Annotated in this window: 20 protein-coding genes and 1 riboswitch; of the genes, 13 read left to right on the top strand and 7 right to left on the bottom strand. The window is 43.2% G+C overall.

Annotated features, from left to right (window positions below; translation table 11 throughout):
- Nucleotides 1-92: 92 nt before the first annotated feature.
- The 4 genes from QWZ01_RS03170 (at nucleotide 93) to QWZ01_RS03155 (ending at nucleotide 7120) form a co-directional block, all read left to right on the top strand.
- Entirely contained in the window at nucleotides 93-3143 is a 3051-nt protein-coding gene (locus QWZ01_RS03170) for a SusC/RagA family TonB-linked outer membrane protein (protein WP_290321777.1), read from the top strand.
- A gap of 21 nt (nucleotides 3144-3164) precedes the next feature.
- Complete coding sequence (locus QWZ01_RS03165; RefSeq protein ID WP_290321776.1) at nucleotides 3165-4640, top strand: RagB/SusD family nutrient uptake outer membrane protein; 1476 nt, start codon at nucleotides 3165-3167, stop codon at nucleotides 4638-4640.
- A 76-nt stretch (nucleotides 4641-4716) separates the two neighbouring features.
- The gene (locus QWZ01_RS03160) at nucleotides 4717-6135 is read left to right on the top strand and encodes a glycoside hydrolase family 30 protein (RefSeq protein WP_290321775.1); all 1419 of its coding nucleotides are present in this window, start codon (nucleotides 4717-4719) and stop codon (nucleotides 6133-6135) included.
- 262 nt (nucleotides 6136-6397) lie between these two features.
- Nucleotides 6398-7120 (top strand): hypothetical protein, encoded by a 723-nt coding sequence (locus QWZ01_RS03155; protein WP_290321774.1) that lies wholly within the window; start codon nucleotides 6398-6400, stop codon nucleotides 7118-7120.
- A gap of 4 nt (nucleotides 7121-7124) precedes the next feature.
- Here the strand turns inward: QWZ01_RS03155 and QWZ01_RS03150 are convergent, their stop codons facing one another.
- Nucleotides 7125-8015, bottom strand: coding sequence for a glutamate--tRNA ligase family protein (locus QWZ01_RS03150; RefSeq protein WP_290321773.1), 891 nt, complete (start codon nucleotides 8013-8015; stop codon nucleotides 7125-7127).
- 155 nt (nucleotides 8016-8170) lie between these two features.
- Here QWZ01_RS03150 and QWZ01_RS03145 point away from each other — a divergent pair, with 155 nt between their 5' ends.
- The 4 genes from QWZ01_RS03145 (at nucleotide 8171) to QWZ01_RS03130 (ending at nucleotide 12275) form a co-directional block, all read left to right on the top strand.
- On the top strand, nucleotides 8171-8872 hold the full coding sequence (locus QWZ01_RS03145) for a head GIN domain-containing protein (RefSeq protein ID WP_290321772.1): 702 nt from the start codon (nucleotides 8171-8173) through the stop codon (nucleotides 8870-8872).
- A 183-nt stretch (nucleotides 8873-9055) separates the two neighbouring features.
- Complete coding sequence (locus QWZ01_RS03140) at nucleotides 9056-9406, top strand: Bor/Iss family lipoprotein (protein WP_290321771.1); 351 nt, start codon at nucleotides 9056-9058, stop codon at nucleotides 9404-9406.
- Nucleotides 9407-9417: 11 nt separating this feature from the next.
- Entirely contained in the window at nucleotides 9418-10932 is a 1515-nt protein-coding gene (locus QWZ01_RS03135; protein ID WP_290321770.1) for an FAD-binding protein, read from the top strand.
- A 56-nt stretch (nucleotides 10933-10988) separates the two neighbouring features.
- Entirely contained in the window at nucleotides 10989-12275 is a 1287-nt protein-coding gene (locus tag QWZ01_RS03130; RefSeq protein WP_290321769.1) for a hypothetical protein, read from the top strand.
- A 3-nt stretch (nucleotides 12276-12278) separates the two neighbouring features.
- Here QWZ01_RS03130 and QWZ01_RS03125 read toward each other — a convergent pair whose 3' ends face one another.
- On the bottom strand, nucleotides 12279-13178 hold the full coding sequence (locus QWZ01_RS03125) for a glycoside hydrolase family 25 protein (protein WP_290321768.1): 900 nt from the start codon (nucleotides 13176-13178) through the stop codon (nucleotides 12279-12281).
- Nucleotides 13179-13221: 43 nt separating this feature from the next.
- Nucleotides 13222-13614, bottom strand: coding sequence for a group III truncated hemoglobin (locus QWZ01_RS03120; RefSeq protein WP_290321767.1), 393 nt, complete (start codon nucleotides 13612-13614; stop codon nucleotides 13222-13224).
- Nucleotides 13615-13765: 151 nt separating this feature from the next.
- Between QWZ01_RS03120 and QWZ01_RS03115 the strand changes: the two genes are divergently transcribed.
- From QWZ01_RS03115 to QWZ01_RS03105, 3 genes are read left to right on the top strand one after another with little or no spacing between them, the layout of a single operon-like run.
- A complete protein-coding gene (locus QWZ01_RS03115) occupies nucleotides 13766-14203 on the top strand; it encodes a MarR family winged helix-turn-helix transcriptional regulator (protein WP_290321766.1) in 438 nt (145 codons plus the stop codon).
- Nucleotides 14204-14229: 26 nt separating this feature from the next.
- Nucleotides 14230-15489, top strand: a complete 1260-nt coding sequence (locus QWZ01_RS03110; protein ID WP_290321765.1) for an MFS transporter — start codon at nucleotides 14230-14232, stop codon at nucleotides 15487-15489.
- Nucleotides 15490-15509: 20 nt separating this feature from the next.
- Complete coding sequence (locus QWZ01_RS03105) at nucleotides 15510-16076, top strand: isochorismatase family protein (protein WP_290321764.1); 567 nt, start codon at nucleotides 15510-15512, stop codon at nucleotides 16074-16076.
- A 109-nt stretch (nucleotides 16077-16185) separates the two neighbouring features.
- Here QWZ01_RS03105 and QWZ01_RS03100 read toward each other — a convergent pair whose 3' ends face one another.
- The gene (locus QWZ01_RS03100; RefSeq protein ID WP_290321763.1) at nucleotides 16186-17001 is read right to left on the bottom strand and encodes a helix-turn-helix transcriptional regulator; all 816 of its coding nucleotides are present in this window, start codon (nucleotides 16999-17001) and stop codon (nucleotides 16186-16188) included.
- A gap of 105 nt (nucleotides 17002-17106) precedes the next feature.
- On the bottom strand, nucleotides 17107-17781 hold the full coding sequence (locus tag QWZ01_RS03095; protein WP_290321762.1) for a COG3650 family protein: 675 nt from the start codon (nucleotides 17779-17781) through the stop codon (nucleotides 17107-17109).
- A 193-nt stretch (nucleotides 17782-17974) separates the two neighbouring features.
- Here QWZ01_RS03095 and QWZ01_RS03090 point away from each other — a divergent pair, with 193 nt between their 5' ends.
- Nucleotides 17975-19525, top strand: coding sequence for a M20/M25/M40 family metallo-hydrolase (locus QWZ01_RS03090; protein ID WP_290321761.1), 1551 nt, complete (start codon nucleotides 17975-17977; stop codon nucleotides 19523-19525).
- 308 nt (nucleotides 19526-19833) lie between these two features.
- On the opposite strand, the gene QWZ01_RS03085 is transcribed toward QWZ01_RS03090, so the two are convergent.
- Both QWZ01_RS03085 and QWZ01_RS03080 read right to left on the bottom strand, forming a co-directional pair.
- On the bottom strand, nucleotides 19834-20874 hold the full coding sequence (locus QWZ01_RS03085; RefSeq protein WP_290321760.1) for an NAD(P)-dependent alcohol dehydrogenase: 1041 nt from the start codon (nucleotides 20872-20874) through the stop codon (nucleotides 19834-19836).
- A gap of 87 nt (nucleotides 20875-20961) precedes the next feature.
- On the bottom strand, nucleotides 20962-21849 hold the full coding sequence (locus QWZ01_RS03080) for a helix-turn-helix domain-containing protein (RefSeq protein ID WP_290321759.1): 888 nt from the start codon (nucleotides 21847-21849) through the stop codon (nucleotides 20962-20964).
- Between the two features lie 766 nt (nucleotides 21850-22615).
- On the opposite strand from QWZ01_RS03080, the gene QWZ01_RS03075 reads away from it, so the two are divergent.
- On the top strand, nucleotides 22616-24097 hold the full coding sequence (locus QWZ01_RS03075; RefSeq protein ID WP_290321758.1) for a TonB-dependent receptor: 1482 nt from the start codon (nucleotides 22616-22618) through the stop codon (nucleotides 24095-24097).
- Nucleotides 24098-24399: 302 nt separating this feature from the next.
- Nucleotides 24400-24604: riboswitch (cobalamin riboswitch) on the top strand.
- Nucleotides 24605-24751 lie beyond the last annotated feature (147 nt).

The following is a 24751-nucleotide window of genomic DNA, read 5'->3' as shown; positions in this document are numbered from 1 at the left end:
CTTTCGTTTTTAGTTCACAATGCACATAAATTTGCGCATTGATTTCAGCATGCCCAGCATGTAACCAATTTTTAATTATCGAACTAAAATTTATGAAAAAAAGAATTACTCTATTAGTAGTCCTTCTTGTATCTGGCTGTTTGTTTGCCTTTGGCCAAACAAGTACAGTAAAAGGAGTGGTCAAAGATGGCCAGGGATTACCCCTACCGGGAGCAACCGTTGTGATTAAAGGCACAACCCAGGCTGCATCAACAGATTTAAATGGTAAATACACCATCAGCGCTGCCCAAACGGCAACCCTGGTATTCTCATTTATCGGGTTTGACAATCAGGAGATCCCTGTTAATAATCAAACCGAGATCAATGTAACTTTAACTTCCAACAACAAACAATTGAATGAGGTTGTAGTAGTAGGTTACGGTTCACAAAAGAAAAAGGACATAACCTCGGCCATTGCAACCGTAGGTGTAAAGGACGTTAGCGCCAGGCCAATAGTAAATTCATCTGAAATATTAGATGGTAAAGCTTCAGGCGTACAGGTGTTCAACGCGTCAGGCGCACCAGGTGGTGGTAATTTCAGCGTAAGGATCCGTGGTGCTTCGTCGCCAAATGGTTCGGAACCATTATATGTTGTTGATGGAGTTGTGGTAACCAACACGGCCAGTATTGATCCTAACAACATCGAATCTATCAGCGTATTAAAAGATGCATCAGCAGCCGGAATTTATGGTTCACTGGGTGCTACTAACGGTGTAGTATTAATTACATCAAAAAAAGGTACCAGCGGCGAACCTAAGGTTGAGATCAATATGTATGCCGGCAAACAGCAGATCATTAAAAAACTGGATATGTTGAACGCTGATCAGTACAGAAGCCTGATTACTGATGAGTATACCAATGCAGGACAAGATGTACCGGCATTTCCGCAAAACTTTACTGCAAACAACAACTGGCAGGATTTAACATACCGCACCGCCAACCAAAGTGGTGTTAACGTTGGCTTATCTGGCGGCAGCGAAAAAGGTACTTACTACTTGGGTCTGGGCGATTTGAACCAGGATGGTATCATCAACGGAACTAACTTTAAACGTTACTCTGTTAACTTAAACCTGGAGCAAAAAGCTAAAAAATGGATGACCTTTGGTACCAACATCGCTTATAACAGAACCAATGGCCGTACCGTGAATGATAACAGTTCGGCAAACCATGGTGGTACTGTTTTGGCAGCATTATCTACCCCGCCAATAGTGCCAATATATGCTGCAAATGGTATGTACCAGTCAAACTCCGACAATACTACCAACCCGCTTGATGATATTTACAGCCCTAACAACCAATACATCAGTAATAACCTGTTAGGCAATATCCATACAGAAATTACCCTGCCGTTCAACATTAAATATCGTTCTCAATTCGGTATTTCGTTAAACAACTACAATCAGGATTCATTTACCAACCCGTTAACCAATCAGGGCGCAAGCCAGGTAAACGGTATTGGCAGCAACACCAATAACGAAACCTTCCGTTATACCTGGGATAATACTTTAACCTACTCAACGGTTATTAATAAAAAGCACAGCATTACTGCCGTTGTGGGTACTTCGGCCATTGAAGAAAAATACCACAGTGGTTATTTATACGGAACCGGTTTCCCGGCAGGTATTACTACTTTAAATGCAGCAAGTGCAAACAAACAGGTATCAACTTACAGAACTGATTGGACTACCAACTCATATTTTGGTCGTGTAAATTATGGTTATGATGATAAGTACCTGTTAACAGCATCATTAAGGGCCGATGGTTCATCAAGGGCCGGTGTTAATAACCAATGGGGATACTTCCCGGCGGTGTCAGGCGCATGGCGCATATCACAGGAAGATTTCCTGAAGGATAACAACTTTATCCGCGACCTGAAATTAAGGGCTGGTTATGGTGAAGTAGGTAACTTGCCGCAAACCATTTATAACAGCTACAGCACCTTAAACCCTACAGGTTATTTATTTGGCGGTAATGCTGCATCTGGCTATTATCCAACTAACCCGGCAGGTAACCCCGATTTGAAATGGGAATCAACCAAAGGTATCAACGTAGGTTTTGATATTACCGTTTTAAATGACAGGTTAACCTTAAGCGGCGATTACTATAATAAAAAAACAACCAACTTTATTTTCCCTGTTGTGATTTCGGCAGCCGAGGGTGGTGCATCAAACCTGAAAAATACCAACCTTCCGGGCCATATTTTGAACGAGGGTGTTGAGTTTTCATTAACCGCAAGGATCATTGAAAGCCAGGATTTTAAATGGACAGCTACTTTAAACGCCTCATTCAACAAAAATAATGTAAGCGGCATACCACAAATATTAGATGCCAACGGTAACAAGGTAGATCAAACCTTCCCATTTGGCGGTATTGCCTTTGGCGGTAACGGCAACGCTACCAACCTTTCTATTGTTAAAAACGGCTTACCTTTAGGTGCTTTTTACGGCTACCAGTTTGCAGGTGTTGATCCGGCTAATGGAAACGCCCTGTATAAATCAGCAAGCGGTGGTACTACCGCAACTCCAACTCAAGCAGATCAGGCTTACCTGGGCAGTGGTTTGCCAAAAGCGGTTTATGGTTTTGCCAACACCGTGAGCTATAAAAATTTCAGCTTAGATTTCTTATTTGATGCCGTAACCGGTAACAAAGTATTTAATGCTACCCGTGTAGAAACAGAAGGTATGTACCTGATTGGCAACGCGAGCACAGCAGTATTGGGCCGCTGGGAAAAACCAGGCGATGTAACCAATATCCCTGCCGCGGTTTATGGTGGTACAAACAGTGCAGGTACCTCTACCATTTTACCATCATCTCGCTTTGTGGAGAACGGTGCATTTTTGAGGTTAAAAAACCTGTCATTAAGCTACCAGATCAGAAGCGGCTTGTTGGATAAACAAGGTATAAAGGTACGTGTATTTGCTACAGCTCAAAACCTGTTCACCATTACCAAATACAAAGGTTACTATCCTGAGGTTAACTCGTTTAGCGGCAGCTCGCAAAACAATGGTTCGCTTGGTGCGCCAAGTTCAACTGCTATTGGTATTGATTACGGTACTTATCCGCAAACAAAAACTTATACCGCGGGCCTTAACGTAACCTTTTAATCTATCCTAAATTTTAAGAAAATGAATAAATATCATAAAATATTGCCAATTGTGCTGCTTGCGGCAGTTGGCTTAACCTCTGCCTGTAAAAAGGACTTTCTGAACAAACAACCCATATCTCAAGGTACAGCAGGTAACTACTACAAAACAGCCGCCGATGCCGAAGGTGGTTTGGTTGGTGCATATTCACAGGCTTTTATTAACGATCAGTACTGGGTTTGGGATTACGTGAGCAACGGCGATGCCCGTGCCGATAACTGCTACGCAGGTGGTGATAACCCAGACAACTTTGCTATTGCCGGTTTTACGCCAACCCCTCAAAACGGTAACTCAACCCGCGACTGGCAGGGACTGTACCAGGATATTTATGCTGCAAACATTGTTTTAGATTATGTAGCTAAAATTCCGGCCTCGTCATTTACAGGCAGCAGGCAGCAGGAAATTTTGAGCGAGGCCAAATTCATCAGGGCCATATCTTACTTTCAGCTGGTAACTACCTTTGGTGATGTACCGTTGATTCTGTCAACCATTAACACGCCTGCCAAGCCATCACGTGCGGCTGCAACAGCGGTTTACGCGCAAATAGAAAATGACCTGACCACAGCCGAAGCAGTATTACCAGTCTCATTCCCTAATGTTGGTCATGCTACTAAAGGCGCCGTACAGGCCTTACTGGCAAAAGTATATGCTCAGGAAGGTAAGTATCAGCAATGTTTAGATTATAGCAACAAGGTGATCAATAGCGGCCAGTACAGCCTTGTGCCAAATTATGCTACTTTGTTTGATGGCACAAAAAATACATCTGAGTCGATATTTGAAAGCCAGCATTCAGCTGCAAGCGGTTTTACCACATACAACACCTCGTTGTTTTTACCGGCACAGTTTGGAACTTACTCTTTCAAAAAGTTTAACCTGCCAACAGCCAACATTATCGCGCTGTTCAAGTCACAGAATGATAATATCCGCTTAAACGCGTCAGTTTACCAGGCATCTGTAACTCCGGACGGCCTTGCTGCCGGCGACCCGATACCTGCGCCATACACCACAGCATCGCCTATGGTTCCTTTCCTTTACAAATGGAAAACCAACATATCGCAATTTGGCGGTGGTACCGATAATAACGTGTTGCTGCGTTTAGCCGATATTATTTTGTTAAAGGCCGAGGCATCAAACAATTTGGGACAAACTGCTGCGGCTATCCTTTTGGTTAACCAGATCAGGGCAAGGGTTAAATTGCCTGCTATCACTGTAACATCACAAGCAGATGTGGCACTGGCTATATTAACCGAACGCCGTATGGAGCTGGCCTTTGAAGGTCACCGTTGGAACGACCTGTTAAGGTTTGGTGCCCAGTACACCATTACCTTAATTAAAAGCCAGGTTGATCCTTTTGGCAAACCGCTTAACTTTCCTATTACCCAGGCAAAACTAATAATGCCTGTGCCTTACAATGAGATACAACTTGATGGTAACCTGACCCAAAACCCGGGTTATTAATTCAGGTAGAAAAAAAAGCTGCAATAGAAATGTTGCAGCTTTTTTCATTAAATATTCTTCATAACTTATCATCAATATGAATAAACACAAATCGTTAATTTTTACTTTAATAATTGCCCTTTGTGCACAATTTACTTTGGTTAATGCCCAAAGTAAGGGAGCGCTGAAAAGCAAACCGCAATTATGGCTTACTGATCCTGCCGATTCTATCTTATTTAAACAACAGGATCAAAAAATAGCACCTGCCGATAAAAACCCGAACACGCCTGTTATTACAGTTGATAAAAGCAAAATTTACCAGCAAATGGATGGCTTTGGGTTTGCCCTAACAGGTGGCAGCGCTGCGCTTATAAACCAAATGAGCAGTGCCACACAGGCCCGTTTATTGAATGAATTATTTGCCCAGGATAAAAACAATCTTGGTGTTAGCTATTTAAGGATTAGCATTGGCGCGTCTGACCTTGATGATCATGTTTTTTCGTACGATGACCTGCCCGCCGGTGAAACTGATGCCGACCTGAAAAAATTTAGTCTGGCCAATGATGAAAAGGCCCTGATCCCGGTATTGAAAAAGATATTGGCCATTAATCCTAACATCAAAATATTAGCCTCGCCATGGAGCCCGCCGGTGTGGATGAAAACCAATAACAGCACCATTGGCGGCAACTTAAAACCTGAATATTATCATGCCTATGCCCAGTATTTTATCAAGTACATTAAAGGCATGCAGGCTAAGGGTATCCGGATTGATGCGGTAACGCTTCAGAACGAGCCACTGAACCCTAAGAACAATCCAAGCATGGTGATGGAAGCTGCCGAGCAGGCTGCTTTTATCGCTAAAAACGTGGGGCCCGAGTTTAAGGCCGCCGGTATTAAAACCAAAATAATTTTATATGATCATAATGCCGACAGGCCCGATTATCCTATTGATATATTGAACAATGCCGAGGCTAAAAAATATACTGATGGTTCTGCATTTCACCTGTATGGAGGTAAGATAGAAGCGCTTAGCCAGGTGCATGATGCCCACCCGGATAAAAACCTTTATTTTACAGAGGAGTGGGTAGGAGCTCCCGGCGATCTGAAAAAGGAACTGGACTTCCATATGAAGGATATCATTATTGGTGCCCCAAGAAACTGGTGCCGCAATGTGATTGAATGGAACCTTGCCGCCGATCAGGATCAGAATCCGCACACTCCCGGAGGCTGCGACCGCTGCCTTGGTGCTATCACTATAATAAAAGACGCGGTTACCCGTAATCCGGCTTATTACATTATTGCCCATGCGTCAAAATTTGTAAGGCCGGGTTCAAAACGCATAGCATCTAATTTGTTAACCGATCTTCCAAACGTGGCCTTCATTACCCCGGCTGGTAAAGTAGTGCTCATTGTTTTTAATAATGGCCAGGTTACTCAAAAATTCAATATCAAATATGGTACTAACCAGGTATCATCGGTATTAAATGCAAATGCGGTGGGTACATATGTTTTATAGGTGATGAATAATCATTTCTTAATATTTGTGTAACAAAGAATACAATACACAATTGTTATTTAGGTAGGCAAAAGCTGCAGGTATTATATCTGCAGCTTTTGCTTTAAAAGAAGAAAAGGTTTTATGAACTAACTATTGTAAAATTCATATTACGTTGATCATTTGTGTTAAACGTTGATGAGTTATTAAAGTCGAACAACCAGGTAAAACGGATATAACATTTCAATATCCTAAACCAACCATTATCATAAAATTTAAACCTATGAAAAAGCTACTTATCATCCCTTTGGCGGCAATGGCTCTGCTGTCATCCTGCGGCACGTATCAAATGAGTACCCTAAGCAGTACCAACACTACACGCGACGAAAAAACAGGTGTATTTAAATTGGAGAATGATTCTGTAAAGATCCTCTATTCATTTGCGGGTAAAAACGCCCCCATTCAATTAAGTATTTACAACAAGCTCAATGAACCCATTTATGTTGATTGGGAACGTTCGGCCATGATCATGGACGATAAGAGTTACAGTTATGGGGATGATGTTGTACAGATAAGTGCTGATGCGTCAAGTGTTTCAACAGGCAAGCGTTTACGCTTTACCGATGCTACCATAGCGGCCCAGGCAACCCTGCCCAAAAATGTAGCTTTTTTACCTCCGCATTCGCAGTTTAGTAAAACCATGGAAAAATTAAGTGATCGCTCGTTTCAGCCGGTTCCTGACAGCATGTTTGTAAAAACCAAATTTCCGTCATACGGCGCCATGGGACTTACGGGTAAGGTGGCCAAGTTTAATAGAGAAAACAGCCCTTTGTTTTTCAGAAGTTACTTAACCGTGTATACACTCAAAAATAATGTTCCGCAGTTTGTGGCCTACCAAAATGATTTTTATGTTTCGGAAATGATCAGGTCGACCTCGGGCCCAGAAAGTTTTGAAAATTTTGGTGGAGGCCGCGGCGATTCATTTTACGGTTCGGCATCGCACTAAGCAATCAAGCTGGGTTTTGTTGCTGAAACCATTCATCGGCAAGCTGTATAAAGCTGCCGATGGGTTTTTGAATATTCAACATACGAGCTATCAGCATATACACATCGGCCGGGGTTTTGCCGTTTTCGCGCAGGTAGCGAACGGATGTGGCCCCGGCCGATTTGGAAAGCTTTTGATCAATATCATCAGTAAGCAGAGTGTGGTGATAAAAGGCTATATCCCTGAAACTATCACGACCTAAAGCGTGGGCCAGTTCCTGTTGTGCCAGGGTTGATGCCCAAAGGTCATTCCCCCGTACTATCATATCAACGTCGTAATGCATATCATCAACAACTGATGTAAGTTGATACGCGGGGAAACTATCCTTTTTACGGATGATAAAGTTGTGCATATCCACAGGTAAAACAGCCCTCGCTGTTAAGCCATTATGGTTTTTGATGATCAGTTCATGGCTGTTATTGGTTCGCAACCGCCAGCTGGCATCAGGTGCGCTGAGCGGAATGCTTTTTTCAAAACAGGTACAGGCATTTTCAATAAGCTGTTTGCGCGAACAGGTACAGGCGAAAACAAGATCCGCCTCACGAAGCTGATCAATTGCCTCCTGGTATAAATGCAGCCTGTGCATTTGCGAATAGCTATCGTTAAATTCTTCAGCGTTACGTGGCCCCTCATGCCAGGGTATCTCCAAAAAATGAAGCGTATCAAAAATATCCTGAATATATTGCTCCTCTGCCCGAGCCCTGTCCATATCATCAATCCGCAGCAATATTTTAGCTCCGCTTTTTTGGGCCAATGCAGCGGTAATGGCAAAAGAAAGCACATTGCCCAAATGCAAAAAGCCGCTTGGGGTAGGGGCAATGCGTGTTTTGTTAAAGTTTTTAAACTGCTCGGGCAATGCTTTGTTACATTAGTTGTTTACGCTATAAGTAAGTGAACCTGGCGCAAACTGCATCCAAAATAAAACTAAAACGCGATGTTGAAAAGAAAAACGCTGCTTTAGGTGCAACTATTTATCCTCATGCTGCGTCTAATTAAAAAAACAACCACGTTATGAAAAGAAATGTCTTTATTTTATTTGTATCGGCTTTAGCGCTGATGACTTCTGTTACCTATGCCCAGGGCGGACAAACCAGGTCTGTTTCGGGTTTCAGCAGCATTGAATCGGGCGGCCCATTTAACGTACACGTAAAGATCAACGGAACCGAAAGCATTAAACTTGATATTGATGAGGATGTAATTAACGATGTAAAGACCGAAGTAGTAGGCGGAGTTCTGAAAATAGGTTTTAAAAACAATTTTTCATTCAAACACCGCGATATTAAAAGGGGCGAGATTTATGTAACCGCTAAATCGCTTGAAGCACTTGCCAACAGCGGTTCGGGCAGTCTTGATCTTGATGGCGTGCTTACCGGCCAAAATGTTAAGGTAATACTAAGCGGTTCAGGTAATATGAAAGCCGCTGTAAAAGCCGGTTCATTGGAATCAAGACTTAGCGGATCAGGCGGTATTGATCTGAAAGGAACTGCCGATGAGGCAAACCTGCGTATATCAGGATCGGGCAATATTGAGGCTAAATCTTTAAGTGCACAAAACGTATCGGCAAATGTAACCGGCTCGGGTGGTATTACCATTCGCGCAACTAAAAGCATTTCTTCGCACATAACCGGCTCAGGAGGGGTAGATTACGCTGGCGGCGCTACGGTTAGCGAAGACAGACACACCGGCTCAGGCAGGCTTAATAAAGTAGATTAAGCTTTTTTCTTCATAAACATAACCAAGGCCTCCCCATCAGGAAGGCCTTTTCCTTTTTAAGGGCCTAGCTGTAAAATACGTAAAATCACGTATAAAAATCGGGTAATTTCACTAATCTGTAAATGAGTTAATTATGTATCTTTATTATGTAATTCAGGTTGTACCCTTTAATCATCAAGCCTTATGATTTCACCGCATTACTCACTTAAAAGTCATTGCCGTAAACTTTTGTTAGCAACGGTCATCACGCTTACCTTAAACAGCTGCTATACCGCCCGCGTTGCTACGCAGGCACAGGCCGGAACCGAGGTTTCAAGTCAAAGGGTAAACTTTTATTTCTGGGGTCTGGTGCAAAGCCCTAAGCGAGTAACTACACCCATTTGCGATTCGCTGGGTGTTAATGGCATGGCCGAAGTAACCGTGAGGAACAATTTCGGTTACTCGCTTTTAACAGTGGTTACGCTGGGCATATGGAGCCCAACCCGCATTGAGTGGAAGTGTGGCAAACCTTGCCAAAAAGTAGGCAAACTTTAAACCGACAGCAGATGAAAGTTATTAAAACAGGTGATAAGACCTGGGAAAACCGGCATGAAATATTTGTAGAAAATATTAAGGATATGTACGTGTTGGGCAATGAGGACGCACTGGATGCCCTTGATGGCTATAACGACAGCACCAAAAACCTACAGGATTTGATAGGCAAGGCCATTACCACCAACACGCCCCTGCGCGCATTAGGAGCAGGCTGGTCATGGACAAAGATTGCCACCGTGCAGGATGGCATTATGTTGGATACCAAACCCCTTAATACCGTATTTGATATTACTGAAGGCAGCGTTTCACCTGCGTACAAGGGCCAGCCCAGGCACCTGCTTTTTGCACAAAGCGGAACCGGTATTTGGGAACTGGGTAAATATTTAAGGCAAAAGAACCAATCGTTAAAAGCCTCAGGTGCAAGTAATGGGCAAACCCTTGGCGGGGCTATGGGCACAGGCGCTCATGGTTCGGCCTTTGATGTTGGTGGGGTACAGGATTATGTGGTTGGTATACATCTTATCACCGGCCCAAATAAACATATTTGGTTAGAGCGGGCTTCGGCCCCGGTGGTATCGCCGCTTTTTATTGATCACCTGAAAACAGAGCTGGTGCAGGATGATGATCTGTTTAATGCAGTGCTTGTTAGTTTTGGAAGCTTTGGCATTATTCACGGAGTAATGATTGAAACCGAGGACCTGTTTTTGCTTGAAGCCTATATGCAGCGTGTGCCTTATGATGATTCGATAAAAAACATCATGAACACGCTTGATTTCAGCAAAGCCAATTTACCCGGCGGCACCGAAAGGCCATACCATTTTGCAGTATTGCTTAATCCTTATGATATGGATAAGGGTGCATACGTTACCACCATGTATAAGCGCCCGTTTGCAGCAGGCTATAAGGCACCGGTTGATAACCCTGCAGGCATTGGCCCCGGAGATGATGCACCATGTTTTATAGGCACCATAAGCGATGCCTTGCCTGCTATAGTGCCTACACTGGTAACCAAGGTACTTGGAGCAAGCCTTACCCTTTATGATAAACAGCTTGGCACTCTGGGTGAAATTTTTAGCAACACCACCCTACGTGGCAAGCTATTGAGCGCTGCGGTAGGTTTCCCGATTGAGTTTAGCACCCGCGTTGCCGATCTGATGCTGAGTGTGAATAAAACCATAGGGCCCTTTGCAGGCCTGTTCTCATTCAGGTTTGTAAATCAAACTAAGGCAACGCTTGGCTTTACCCGGTATACACATACCTGTGTTATGGAGCTTGATGCTGCTTTTTCTGACAAAACCTATACTTTTTACACCAACGTTTGGAAAAAGTTAGAGGACGAGCAGATCCCCTTTACCTTTCATTGGGGCAAAGTAAACGAGTTATCGCCCGAGCGTTTGGCTAACATGTACGGCCCGGCTGTTGATTCATGGATAGCTGCCCGTAACAAGCTGCTTGATGCCGATAGTATGAGGGTTTTCACTAATCCAATTTTAGAGCAATGGGGCCTGAACAAAGTGATAGTTTAATATATAAGTCATACTCAAGTATTAAGTATTGGTGGGGAAGGTTATGCTTTTTCGCGATGCTTAGCTTTATAGCCACGCTTACCCATGGCCAAACTACAGATCAGATCATAACCCAGTTAAGGCAGGTGAACGCTAAAGTTGCCGGTACACCATGTAGTTTAGGCAAGGGGATGCTGATCAGTAATAAGGCGATGAATGTTTTCCTGAACAATAAGGTGAGTTCCTATCTTTCTGACGGTACCGATCTGTCGCTCTATAAAAATTATGTGAACCTGAACACCGCCGAGGGGCGTCTATCCATCAACCATAATTTTCACCAGCCTGTTGATTCTGATGATTATGTGCGAAGCTTTGTTATTGTTGGTGCCAGGGTAAATGTGGCCAATACTTATTCAAGCAGGTTTTCCAACAAGTATTTTAATAATCAGCTGGGTTTTGCCCTTCAAAAAACGTGGATGGGTAAACCGGTTACCCATTACAACAATTGCGATAGCCAAAAATTTGCCATAGATGCACAAAGGGCAGTGCTTTTAAATAGCCTTGCCGCCGAACTGAAAACCAAGGCGAGTGATTATGAACGCGCCCTTGACTCCGTTAAACAATCTGAAGTTCCCGGCCAAAGCTTAACATCAGCAAGAAATACCCTGCGGCGTGATTTTTATGCAGCCCTGCGACTGGAATACTTGCAAAAGTTTTCAGAAGCGCAATCAGATCTCCTGGTGCAAAGCAATAATTTTAACCTGGTTACCGATAACTGGACAACCTTTGGTGTTTATTTGCCTATCATCCCGCAAAAATTTCAGGTGGGTACAGATGTTGGTTCAGACGTTTCGCAGCGTCATAACTATCCGTTTGAGGTTTTTTTAACCCACACCCGCTTTTTTGAAAGCCCTAAAATTGGCAGGATATTTTTTACCTTAAACGGCAAAGGCTTTGTAAACAACGCCATTCAAAGCGGCCTCCTTTACCAGGCGGATGTAAACGGTAGCCCGGCTGCTAACGGAACCGAGATAGTTACCATAAACGGAGGCAATCGTTTTATAGGTAATTACCGTAACTTTTTTACCCCGGCGGTATCGGGCAAACTGGTGTACATTCCTGGCAATTCTCATGTGGGGGTAAGTTTCAGGATGGAGAAAAATTTTGGTACCTATCACGCGCTTAATTCTATACTGGGCATACCCATTGTTTTGATAGATAAAAAAGGCGCCCCGGCCATAAATTTTGAATGCCAGCTACTATTTGTTGATATGAGCAATACCATCGGCAAAATACAGTTGCCCGGCAATAAAACCTCCATTGGTGTAACGGTGGGTATCCCATTCAGCAAGATTGTTTATTGAAGCTTAAGGGATCAGGAGTTTCTGAAAAGCAGTACTATCGCCTTTGAAAATATTAAAATCAACCTTTTGGCTGATGCCATTGATGCGGGCCTTATCTGAGTGCTGCCAAAACTGCCAGTTGGTATTATTGCTTACATTCAATACCGGCTGGTAGTAGTGAGCAATCCATAGCATATAATCATCAAAATAACCCTGCAGGTAATCATGATAAAAGCTGATGTTGGTATAAATAATGGGTTTTACACCGGTTTTATTTTCAATGTGATTAACAAACAACATGAGCTGCTCGCGCATTTTTTCGGGTGTGGTTTTGTAAAGCTGCTCCACATCAACTACCATGGGGAGGTCGCCTTTTTCAACTTTTACAGTTTGTAAAAAGAACCGGGCCTGCCAAACCCCGCTTTTTTGCGGTAAAAAGTAATGATAAGCTCCGCAAACAATACCGGCTTTAGGGGCTTCACGCCAATTACGCTGAAAATAAGGATCCATGCTAAGTACGCCCTCGGTAGCTTTAATAAAGGCAAAGGTGATATGCACACCATCGTCATCCATTGCTTTTACCTTTTGCCAGTTTATTTTGCCCTGGTATGAAGATACATCAATACCATGAACCGTATAGCCCGATGGTATGCGTACGTTAAAACTTTTGTAGTTGCGGTAGTTGGTATCCTGCCCAATATCCATGATCCAGCGCCAGGTAGCGCTAAAACTTCTCAATACATAGCCATAATAAAATGGTGAAAGCAGTATCAGCAGTAAACCTGCAATGGCTATTCTCCAGTATACTTTGGTGGTTTGCTCCTTTTTCTTTTGGGCAGCGGTTTTTCTTTTTACCGTAGCTTTTGGTTTTACAGGAGGTTTGTCTTTAACAACAGGAGGCGTTTTTTTAACTGGAGGCGGCACGGTGCAAACTTACAAAATTGCCTTTATGCCCGGCAAGGCAATGCTATAATATATTCAGCCTGTTGTTTTTGAAGTGGGCTATTTTCAGCTGAAACATTTGGGCCATTTTACCCGCGCGCCATTTAGCCTCGTCGGTTTTGGGGCCGCTGAATAAGCTGTCCAGGGTATCGGCAAACAGGCTTAACCAGGTTTCAAAGTGAGAGCTATCAACCGGAAGCTCAGCGTGAGGAGGAAATGGAGCGCCGTTGTAAGTATATTCTTCCAGCAAAACGGTTTGCCAAAAGGTATACATTTTTTCGAGGTGAGGTTCCCAATGATCACCAAGGCGTTCGCCAAAAATAGGAGCAAGCAAAGCATCCCCGGCCACCTTGGTATAAAAAGTATCTACCAGTAGTTTAATATCATCAAGGTTTGCTATATCGTGTTTGGGCTCCATATTCAATGATACAAAGGTGAAGGTTTTGATCGGGTTTTATTTAATAGTTAAGTAATTTTTAAGCAGGGCGGCGTTTTTCCTTTATGACATTCAGCGGATAATATAATCCTTATATTTGTAAGGTAAACTTACAAGTTTACTTAATAAATATATGACAAAGGAAAATGATATCCTGCTGGCCTCTGAGCTGCGTGCCGTAGTAACCCGCCTTACCAAAAAAATGCGTAAAGAATCGTCGACAGCTGCGCAATTGTCGCTCACCGAACGATCAACCATTGCGTTGCTTGATCAGCATGGAGAATTGCTGCCCACTGAACTGGCTGCTATGGAGAAAATAACCACGCAAAGCATGTCGCAGATATTGAATAAGCTGCTGCTGCTGGGTATCATTAAAAGGCGTATATCTGAAACGGATAAGCGCAAGGCCATCATTACCTTATCAGACGAGGGGCGAACCCTGCTTTACCAGGTACGTCATGAACGCGAGGAATGGTTGAACAAAGCGCTGGATGCCACCTGTACCGAAGAAGAAAAAGCCCTGTTAAAAAAGGCCATAGGCCCGTTAACCAAATTAGTTGATTTTGATTGATCCCCGGTGAATAGGGGAAGTGAGTAATGAATATTAGTACATTTAACGCTTTTAAAAGTAGAAATTACCGGTTGTACTTTACCGGGCAATCCATATCGTTAGTAGGCACATGGATGCAAAAAACAGCAGTAAGCTGGGTAGTATATGATCTCACTCATTCAGAATTTATGCTGGGTTTGTCTTTATTTGCCAGCATGTTTCCATCGTTCCTGTTCTCATTTTTGGGCGGTGTAGCTGCCGATCGTTATAATCGTTTTAATTTATTGATAGCCACGCAGGTAGCCTCCATGATACAGGCGGTGCTGGTAACCGCTTTGGTTTTCTGGGGGCACTATGTGGTGTGGGAAATAATAGCCCTGAGCGCGGTACTGGGTTTCATAAACGCGTTTGATGTGCCCGCAAGGCAATCATTGGTTTATGAAATGGTGAACAGCAAGGCCGATCTGCCTAATGCTTTGGCGCTTAATTCATCCATGGTAAACTTGTCGCGGCTGGTAGGGCCGGGCATAGCCGGGTTGGTACTGGAAAAATTTGGCGATACCGTATGTTTTGGTGCCAACGCGCTGAGCTTTATCGCCGTAATAGGCTCCCTGCTCATGATGCGCCTGCCTAAGGCAGAAACAAAAAAGCATGATAAGAACATCTTTTTTGAGCTGAAGGAAGGTTTTACCTACATCAACAATACGCCATCTATCAAGTTCGTGATCATTATGCTTTCGCTGATCAGTTTAATGGTATTGCCGTTCAGTACCATGATACCTGTGTATGCCAAAGATATTTTTAAAGGTACGGCATCAACCTTTGGGGTTATTGATAGTGTGATAGGGTTAGGGGCTTTCTCAGGTGCTATTTACCTGGCATCGTTAAAACCGGGGCATAACCTGAAAAAGATACTGGCCATTAATACGCTGATATTCGGCGGGGGGCTGGTCATCTTTTCGCATATGCCCAGTTATCCGCTGGCGCTGCTGTTTGCCGCCATTACCGGTTTTGGCATGATGTCACAGATCACCATCAGTAATACCCTGATTCAAACCACGGTATCGCCAGAAATGCGTGGCCGGGTGATCAGCTTTTATGCCATGGCATTTTTTGGTATGCAACCGCTTGGGGGGCTGCTTGTAGGTGCCGTTTCGCAATGGATAGGTACCCAGGATACTGTTATGCTTGAGGGTGGGGTTGCCTTGCTGATCGGTTTACTTCATTTCCGCTTTTTACGCAGGAGTAAACTTAAAAAGGTTACCCAACCCACGCTTGAACAACAACCCATTAATACACTCGCTTAATAAACAAAAACACATAAACCATGATAACTACATTTGATAAAAACACCGCTTTAGTATTAATTGATTTGCAACAGCTGGTAGTACAATTACCTGCGGCCCATCCAATAGGCCCGGTAATTGACAATTCTGCCAAACTGGTTGCCGCGTTTCGCGAGGCGGGTTTGCCTGTGGTGATAGTGAACGTAAACCCGGTAGGTTCGGCTGCATCAAAAACACGCAAGGATGCAAAATCTCCGGCTATGACAAGCTTACCAGATGGCGCGCTTGATATTGTACCCGAAATAAAAATACAGAACGAAGATATCCGCATTACCAAAGAAACCTGGAATGCTTTTTATAACACAGCCTTACATGCCGAATTGCAGAAAAAAGGTATTACCGGTATTGTACTGGCCGGTGTTGCAACCAGCATAGGGGTTGAAGGTACCGCCCGCAGCGCCAATGAATATGGCTACAATATTGCTTTTGCCAGCGATGCCATGACCGATTTATTTGAAGACGCACACAAACATAGCTTTAAATTCATTTTCCCGCGCATTGGTGAAATTGGTACTACCGATGAGATCATTGAAAAGTTAGGGAAGTAAAAAAGCTTGTCTGAACCACGATTAAACAGATGAACAGGATTTAAGGATTTATTTTAGCTTTTAAGAAAAAATCGTGGTAATCATTTAATCCGTTTAATCGTGGTTCAGACTATTTAGTCCTCTCATAAAAATTCTCAACGCTCTGCATCAGTTGTTTTTGATATTGCAGAGGTGAGCAGCCGGCAAATTCTTTGAACGAACGGATAAAGTGTGATTGATCGGCATAGTCATTTTCATAAGCAACATCGGTAAGTTTGGTGTGCAGGCCTATACGTAATTCATTAAGCGAAGCCTGGAAACGGGAAATGCGGGAAAACAATTTAGGCGTAACACCTACATATTGTTTAAATTTTCGTTCAAAACTTCTCTCAGAAATTTGAAGATGTTTCTGCAGATCCTGCAGCGGTACACTACCCTTTGATTGTATAATGCTTGATATGGCAAATTGCATTGATTGATCTTCGTGCCGGTTGTTTTTCCGGAGTTTGAAAAACAGGTATTGACTCAATAGTTCAATCTGTTTGGGTGAAGAACCTGCTTCAACAAGTTGAGTTGAAAGTAAGTACCCATCTTCCCGGGCCAGCAGATCAACAGAGGTGCAGGTATCCGTCAGTTCATCGGCATCAAAGCCAAATATGGTTTTAAGGGCATTGGGATAAAAGCAAATGCCTATGGTACTGAATGCTCCGCCGAAGTGAATTTCGGCATGGCGGGTTGACTGACCATATAAAAAAATATGTGGCAGCTCCTTGCCAAACTGATACATGGGCCCTTTCTCAGGCGACTGAAAAATAAGCCCAGGCGAACCTTCTGCAACTGTTCTGAAACTCCGTGTTGGGATGCTCAGATCATTACTTTCCAGCGTCCAGAAATAACGGATGTGGTTTTTCAGGTATGCAGGTGGCTGTATCTGTTTGTACTCCATTTACTAATGCCCTTTTGGGTTTTATCTGGTTATATACAAATATAAAGTTATATGACCTTATATGCCAGTTGTTTATATGGTTTGATGCGCTAATTAATGGCGCATTTAAAATTTAAACCATGGATACGGGTGCTGTGTCCACCATAATGCACGGGGTGCCTCATCACTTGGCAGGCCTTTGTACTTGGGTGCCACAGATGGGTTGGATGGGTATTTGCTCCCATTCCAGGTAAGTAGCCTGTCGGCATGATTACTTCTTACTACCAGGTTTTTCCAGCCTTTGGTTTTTTTATTATAAATGATAAACGGATAATCGGCCACCGTAAAATAGGTAATCAGTTTTCCATCAGCTGTTAACAGAAGAGCGGTGCAGCCCCCGGTGCCGCAAAAATCCAACCCGTTAAAGCCTACAAAAATCTCCTTACGGCCGTCGTCATTTAAATCTGTTTCAAAAAATATAAAACGGCGGTTAGCTTTTGATATGAACTCATAATTTTCTTTGAGCACAACAGGCAGCACAGTTCTGATCAATGCGGCAGTTTTTTTACTTGTTGTATTGATGTCATACTGCGCCCCTGGTGTAGTGTCGGCAGAGTCAGGGGCAATTGTATCAACAGCCGTTGGTATTTTCGCATTTGGTTTATTGTCAGAGTCGGTTTTACTATCCGGTACTTTGGTGATAGCCATGCCTGAATCGGCCTTTGAATCAGTTTTGGTATTACTGGTGCAGGCCAGTAAAACACATCCTGAAAATATTAGTAGCAGTGATCTTTTTTTCATGGGATTAAAAGTGACAGGTTAAAATATCTACTTATTTTATATTGATTATCAGTAAGTTAAATATAATAAAAAATCATATTATTTATCTGGGGTAATTTTGCAACGAAAAGATTAAAAGACTTTTTTATAACAAACCTGTTACGTGGCATTCACCTACAGTAACAGTTAGCCCCGATTTTTATAAATTCGGGTCATGGAAAAAAACTACTATAATATATGGCATCGCACAAAGACATTGGTGTTAGGGATGATGCTTTGCAGCAGCGTTACCTTTGCACAATCAAGCAACCCTGTTATTGATAATATAGTGAAGGAGGAAACCTCCAACTCGCAATTAGAAAAACTGGGTCGTGAACTGCTTGATGGCATAGGCCCCCGTTTGGTTGGTTCGCCTCAAATGAAGCAAGCTAATGACTGGGCTGTTGCCAAATACAAAAGTTGGGACATACCCGCCCGAAACGAAAAATGGGGCGAATGGCGCGGCTGGGAAAGAGGTATCTCACACATTGATATGGTATCACCCCGTGTAAAATCATTAGAAGGTACCCAATTGGCCTGGAGCCCGGGCATGGGTAAAAAAACATCCACAGCCGAGGTGATCATTTTACCTGATGTGGCCGATTCTGTTGCTTTTCAGCAATGGCTGCCCAATGCCAAGGGTAAGTTTGTAATGATATCCATGTGTCAGCCAACCGGCAGGCCCGATTATAACTGGCAGGAATTTGCCCTGAAAGAATCATTTGACAAAATGAAGGCCGAACGTACCGCCATGACCGATGCCTGGCGCAAACGTATCAGCAAGACCGGCTTTACCGGCAAAACACTTCCGGTAGCGCTTGAAAAAGCCGGAGCTTTAGGTATTCTTACTAATAATTGGTCGGCCGGATTTGGGGTTGATAAAATATTTAGTGCTTATACCAAAACTGTTCCTACTGTTGATATTGGCCTGGAAGATTATACCCTGCTTTACCGCCTGAGCGAATCAGGCACAAAGCCGGTGATCAGCATTCATACCGAATCAAAAGAACTGGGTGTGGTGCCCACATTTAACACCATTGCCGAAATAAAAGGTACCGAAAAGCCCGACGAATATGTGATGTTATCGGCCCATTTTGATTCATGGGACGGCGGCACAGGAGCTACCGATAACGGTACAGGTACATTGACTATGATGGAGGCCATGCGTTTGTTGAAGAAATTCTATCCTCACCCTAAACGTACCATATTGGTTGGTCACTGGGGCAGCGAGGAGGAAGGCCTGAACGGTTCACGCGCCTTTGTTGAGGATCACCCGGAAATTGTTAAAAACCTGCAGGCATTATTTAACCAGGATAACGGTACCGGCAGGGTAGTAAACCTTTCGGGACAAGGTTTTGCCGATGCTAAGGATTATCTGACACGCTGGCTGGCGGCTGCGCCTGATAGTATTAAGACCCGTGTGAAAACAAATTTCCCTGGGCAGCCTGGTGGTGGCGGTTCAGATTTTGCCTCATTTGTAGCCGTTGGAGCGCCAGGCTTTTCGTTAGGATCGCTTAACTGGTCGTACGGAACCTATACCTGGCATACCAACCGTGACACTTATGATAAAATTGTGTTTGATGATCTGCGCAACAATGCCATGTTAGCGGCCATTATGGCTTATATGGCCAGCGAAGACCCTGAAAAAACATCTACCGTAAAAACAGAAGGAGTGAAGTGGCCCGTACAGGTTAAATCGACCCGGAAAGGTGGATTGGATAAGTAATAGGATTGATGTAGGTTGGTGACTGGTGTTTTATAAAATAAACGTTATGAAAAAATGTTGTTATTTCGATGGAGCAATGGCTGGAATGAGGATGGCGCGACAGAGAAATCTTGTGCGATATCCGGTGGTTTTGAAAGCTCGAGAAGATTTCTCTTCGTACCTCGTCGAAATGACAATTTGTTTATTTTTTCCAACAACTCCGTTGCAACAGCACATAAATAGCAGCTATTAAGTTTTCGATAGTTAAAAAAGCAAAAAAGCTCCCGCGTGCATGCGGGAGCTTTTTTTATTAAGCGGGTTTCTATAGATTACAGCGTAGCCATATCAATCACAAAACGATAACGGACATCACCTTTAACCATGCGTTCGTAAGCACCGGTGATATCTTTAATATCAATCATCTCAATATCAGAAACGATGTTATGCTCGGCACAGAAATCAAGCATTTCCTGAGTTTCAGGAATGCCTCCGATACCTGAACCAGCCATGCTTTTACGACCAGCCAACAATGAAAACGGCTGAATAGAATATGGTTCAGAAGGTACACCCACACCAATAAGTGTTCCGTTGGTTCTTAGTAATGACAGGTACAGATTCATATCATGCTCTGCTGATACGGTATCAAGGATAAAGTCAAATGAACCTTTAACGGCAGCAACTTGTTCCGGATCAGATGTTACCACGAAGTGATGAGCACCTAAATCTTTGGCCGCTTGTTCTTTTGATGCAGAAGTACTTAATACAGTAACATCGGCACCAAAGGCAACACCAAATTTTACGCCCATGTGGCCTAAGCCGCCTAAGCCTAAAACAGCCAGTTTATGGCCTTTGCCAACTTTCCAGTGGCGCAATGGCGAGTAGGTTGTGATGCCTGCGCAAAGCAATGGAGCTGTGGCGGCAAGAGGTAACTTGTCTGAAACATGTAACACAAACTCTTCACGCACTACAATGGTGTTGGAGTAACCACCATAGGTTGGTACACCGCTTCTGTCGTTGCCGTTATAAGTTGGCGTGTTGCCTTCCAGGCAGTATTGCTCTAAACCTTGCTTGCAGTTTTCGCAAACCTGGCATGAATCAACCATACAGCCAACACCTGCCAAATCATCAACTTTAAATTTCTTTACGTGATCGCCAACTTTAACAATTTTACCAACAATCTCATGGCCCGGAATCATTGGGAATATACCCGGAAACCAGTCATTCTTGATCTGGTGAAGATCTGAATGGCAAACACCGCAAAATAATATTTCTATTTGAACGTCGTGTGGTCCAACTTCCCGGCGTTCAAAATCCCAGGGAGCTAAGTCAGTTTCAGCAGTTTGCGCTGCGTATCCTTTTGCTTGTATCATATTTAGTTGTTGTTTATGTTTACTTAGCAAATGTATAAATGGTGGCCTAAGAAGCGATTATACGTTTCAAAGCAATAATTACACTTTTCAAAGAGCTTTTCGTAAAGCCATTGGTGTAAGGCCTGTATGTTTTTTAAAGAAGTTATTAAAATACGAAGAATAATCGAAACCAAGGCTGTTGGCAATTTCGGCAACACTCCAATTGGTATGGGTTAACAGTGATTTTGCTTCGGTAAGTATCCTGTCGTTGATGTGGGTAGTGGTAGAGCGGCCGGTTATTTCACTTACCGCGGCGTTGAGATGATTTACGTGAACCGCCAACTTATCGGCAAAGTCGCTGGCTTTTTTGAGGGCGAGGGTATAGCGGATTGAATCAACCGGGAACTGTTTTTCAAGAAGGGCCAAAAACAGCTTGGTTATGCGCGATGCTGCGTTTTGAGGCGTGAAATAAGCCACCGCCGGTTGCATTTTGATGGCCTCATGTATAATGAGGTTCAGGTGGTTACGGATAAGCTCATATTTATACAGGTATTCGCCATCAAGTTCGTGGTGCATGCGCTTGAATAGGCTGTATATGTATTCAGTTTGCTCATTATCAAGAAAATATACCGGGTCGCCGCCGGCTTTGAACAGGGTTGATTCTTCAAGGCTCTCCATACGGTTGCCCGAGTGTAAAAACTCGTCAGTAAATACACAAAAGTAACCTTCGGCATTGGAATGGTCGCCCTCCCAGGAGTACGGAACCATAGGATTGGTGAACACCAGCGCGGGTTTATCTATCCGGATACCCCTGTTGGCGTAAAACAGCTGGCTGCTGCCGCTTGTGGTTAATGTGATTTTATAAAAATCGCGGCGGTTGTAGGATGCAAGGCTGCAATTACCCTTGTTGCTTGGCGCAACTCTGAATTGGGTGGGTTCGGTTTTTAAGTTGTCTAAATATTCGTTGTTAAAGTCTACGGTTTTTGGGGCGTCCATATTTCAAAGTTAAACATTTCAAAGGGAGAGGAGCAAAAAAAGTAGTTAATTTGAGACTAAACGGAGCGGGTTTTTGTGCAAAAATGAGGTGTTTTAGCACGTTTTAACTCAAAAATGAGCTAAAAATGAGCGCTTTTTGAAGGTTGTAAAAAAAAACATCTAAAAAGCTGGTATTTCTACTTCAAATCTTCGGTTCCCCAATATCAGGATTGATAGTTTTTTCCAGGAGTTTTTACGTTGATTTTCCAGAGGGGTTTTTCTCAAAAATTACACTGGTCTGACTTTTTATCCAAAACGGTAAAAAGATTATTTTTCAAAACACTTGCATTTTGTGTAGCATACCTGTTACATTTAGGAAAATTATAAACCAAATGCAGAAACACATCCTAATTGTTTATCTATTGGTTGCCTGTAGCGTTGCCGGCATCATGATCAAATCCTTTGTTAAAAACAGGTATTTTAAAAAAGGTTAACGATTTCTATCCCTTGGGGTTATAACAAACCCCAGGGGGCAGAGCCCATTTTATTGAAAGTTTTTGAAAGCTGTAAACTGCTTTGGGTTATTTTAATTTCTCCCGCTTTTTAGTACCCTAAAATAGCTGCCTGTAAATCGACTGTATTATGCAGTTCTTTTAACTGGTTTGTGCAACCAAAATTTAACATCCTTTTTATATTTTTCTGACTGTAGCCCGCTTTAAAAAACGTACTTTTGTGCATCTTTTCTTTCATAGCATGATTTTGCACTTAACTACTAAACCCCGGGTGTATGGATATCATTCATAATAAATATATCGGAACAAAACAGAAGGCCCTTGCTATTAACCTCGACCCTAAAATTTATGGCTCCTTTGCCGAAATAGGTGCAGGGCAGGATGTTGCCGCCAATTTTTTTAAGGCAGGTGCATCGTCAGGTACTATCGCCAAAACCATGTCGGCTTATGATATGACCTTTTCTGATGCTATTTATGGCGCACAGCAGGTAAAACGGTATGTAAGCGAACAGCGTTTAATATCAATGCTTGAACATGAGTATGGCCTGCTTATTGAACGTTTGGCACAGCTCAGGGGCGACACCACTACGTTTTTCGCGTTCTCGGCTACATTTTCGGCGCTTAACTATTATAAAACTAACGAGGGCCACGGCTGGATGGGGGTACGCTTTCAGCTGGAACCTAACGGCGTTTTTCATGATGTAGTAATTCACGTAAAACTGCTTGACAATGATAATAACCTGCAGCAGCAGGCCGTAGGTATATTGGGAGTTAACCTCATGTATGCCTGCTTTTATTATAACGAGGTGCCACCCGTGTTTCTGCTTTCGCTGATGGATAACCTGTCGAAAGATCGTATCCAGATAGATATGATCCGTTTTGAAGGCCCGCATTTTGAAAAGGTTGATAACCGTTTAATGAGTCTTCACCTGGTGAAGTACGGATTTTCGGATGCCGCGCTGTTTGGTCCGCATGGTCAAAACCTGCAGCCATCAGAAGTATTGTATAAAAAGCATATCGTAGTTATTCGCGGTCGTTTCCGTCCGCTGATCAATGTGCACCTGGATATGCTCAGCAACGGGGTAAAACAGTTTTTGCAGGAGCCCGATGTAGATAAGGAAAATGTAGAGGTGGTCACCGAGCTTACCCTGCAGGCTCTGAAAGAACGCAATGCCGACCCAACTGCCGAGATAGATGAGAAAGACTTTCTCGACCGGGTAGATATTCTCTGCTCGCTTGGGCAAACTGTATTAATATCCAATTTTCATGAATATTATAAACTGGTAGCTTATCTGTCAAAGATCACCAAGTTAAAGCTGGGTGTGGTTTTAGGCTATCCGAATCTGGAATACATATTTTCGGAAGAGCATTATAAAGATCTTCCAGGTGGTATCCTTGAATCATTTGCCACCCTATTTAGCCGTAAGGTAAAACTGTTTATCTATCCAACCCTGCGCGATGAGGTGATCCTGAACTGCCTGCGGTTTTATCCGCCACCGCACCTGATAGATCTGTATCGTTACCTGATCACCAACAATAAAATTGAAGATATCAGACATTATAAAGAAGCTAATCTGAACGTTGATACCGATAACGTGCTGCAACTGATAAAACAAGGTGCCGACGGCTGGGAAGAATATGTACCGCCGGAGGTTGCCAATATGATTAAAGATAGAAAGCTGTTTGGCTATTACCACCGCGATAATGCCGCCAAAGAAGCCCTGAATATTAACAGCAGCGATCTGGAAACGTTGTAAAAAGCCTCATTAAGCCCTCTCTTTTAAAGTGAGGGCTTTTTTATGGGATTAGTCTGATTTTTTTAAAGTTCAAGATTAGACTCACCCGCCCATTGCTTCGCTGGATCACCCTCTCTCCGGCTTTGCCGCAAAGAGGGTTGGGGAAAACTACTCTTTTAATCTGATATTTAAACTTCCCTCTTTCCGCCGCAGGCGAAGAGAGGGACGGCGAGCGTAGCGATGCCAGGGTGAGTCCACTATGCGCCTTATAAATCTCCACATCTAAAATCTATTCCCTATATTTACCGCCAATAAAGTTCTTTACTTTTTTTCAGCAATGAGGTTTCCCGGCTTAATAAACCGGGGATTAAAAAGGAACCGTGTGTAAATCACGGGCTGTCGCGCAACTGTAAGTAACACGCAAAGTTGTTTGCCATTAACCAGGTCCATTATTCTAAACCAAAACAGAATGAGAAGGACGGCAACAATGTTACAAGCCAGGATACTTGCCCCAATGTATAAAAGACAATGCTTTCGCGTTTTGAAGCAGTAGTCAAAGAAAAAGGATAACCCACGGGCCATTACCTGCCTGTTTGTTATGCTTTTGCCTTTTATTACCATTTCCCGAAAGCATACCGAAAACCGTAAGGAGCATTAATTCAATTTAATGTTTAA

Origin of the sequence: Mucilaginibacter aquaedulcis, assembly GCF_030409325.1 — a bacterium.
Classification (GTDB): domain Bacteria; phylum Bacteroidota; class Bacteroidia; order Sphingobacteriales; family Sphingobacteriaceae; genus Mucilaginibacter; species Mucilaginibacter aquaedulcis.
The sequence above is the reverse complement of the archived record's forward strand: the minus strand, read 5'-3'. Positions and strand labels throughout refer to the sequence as shown.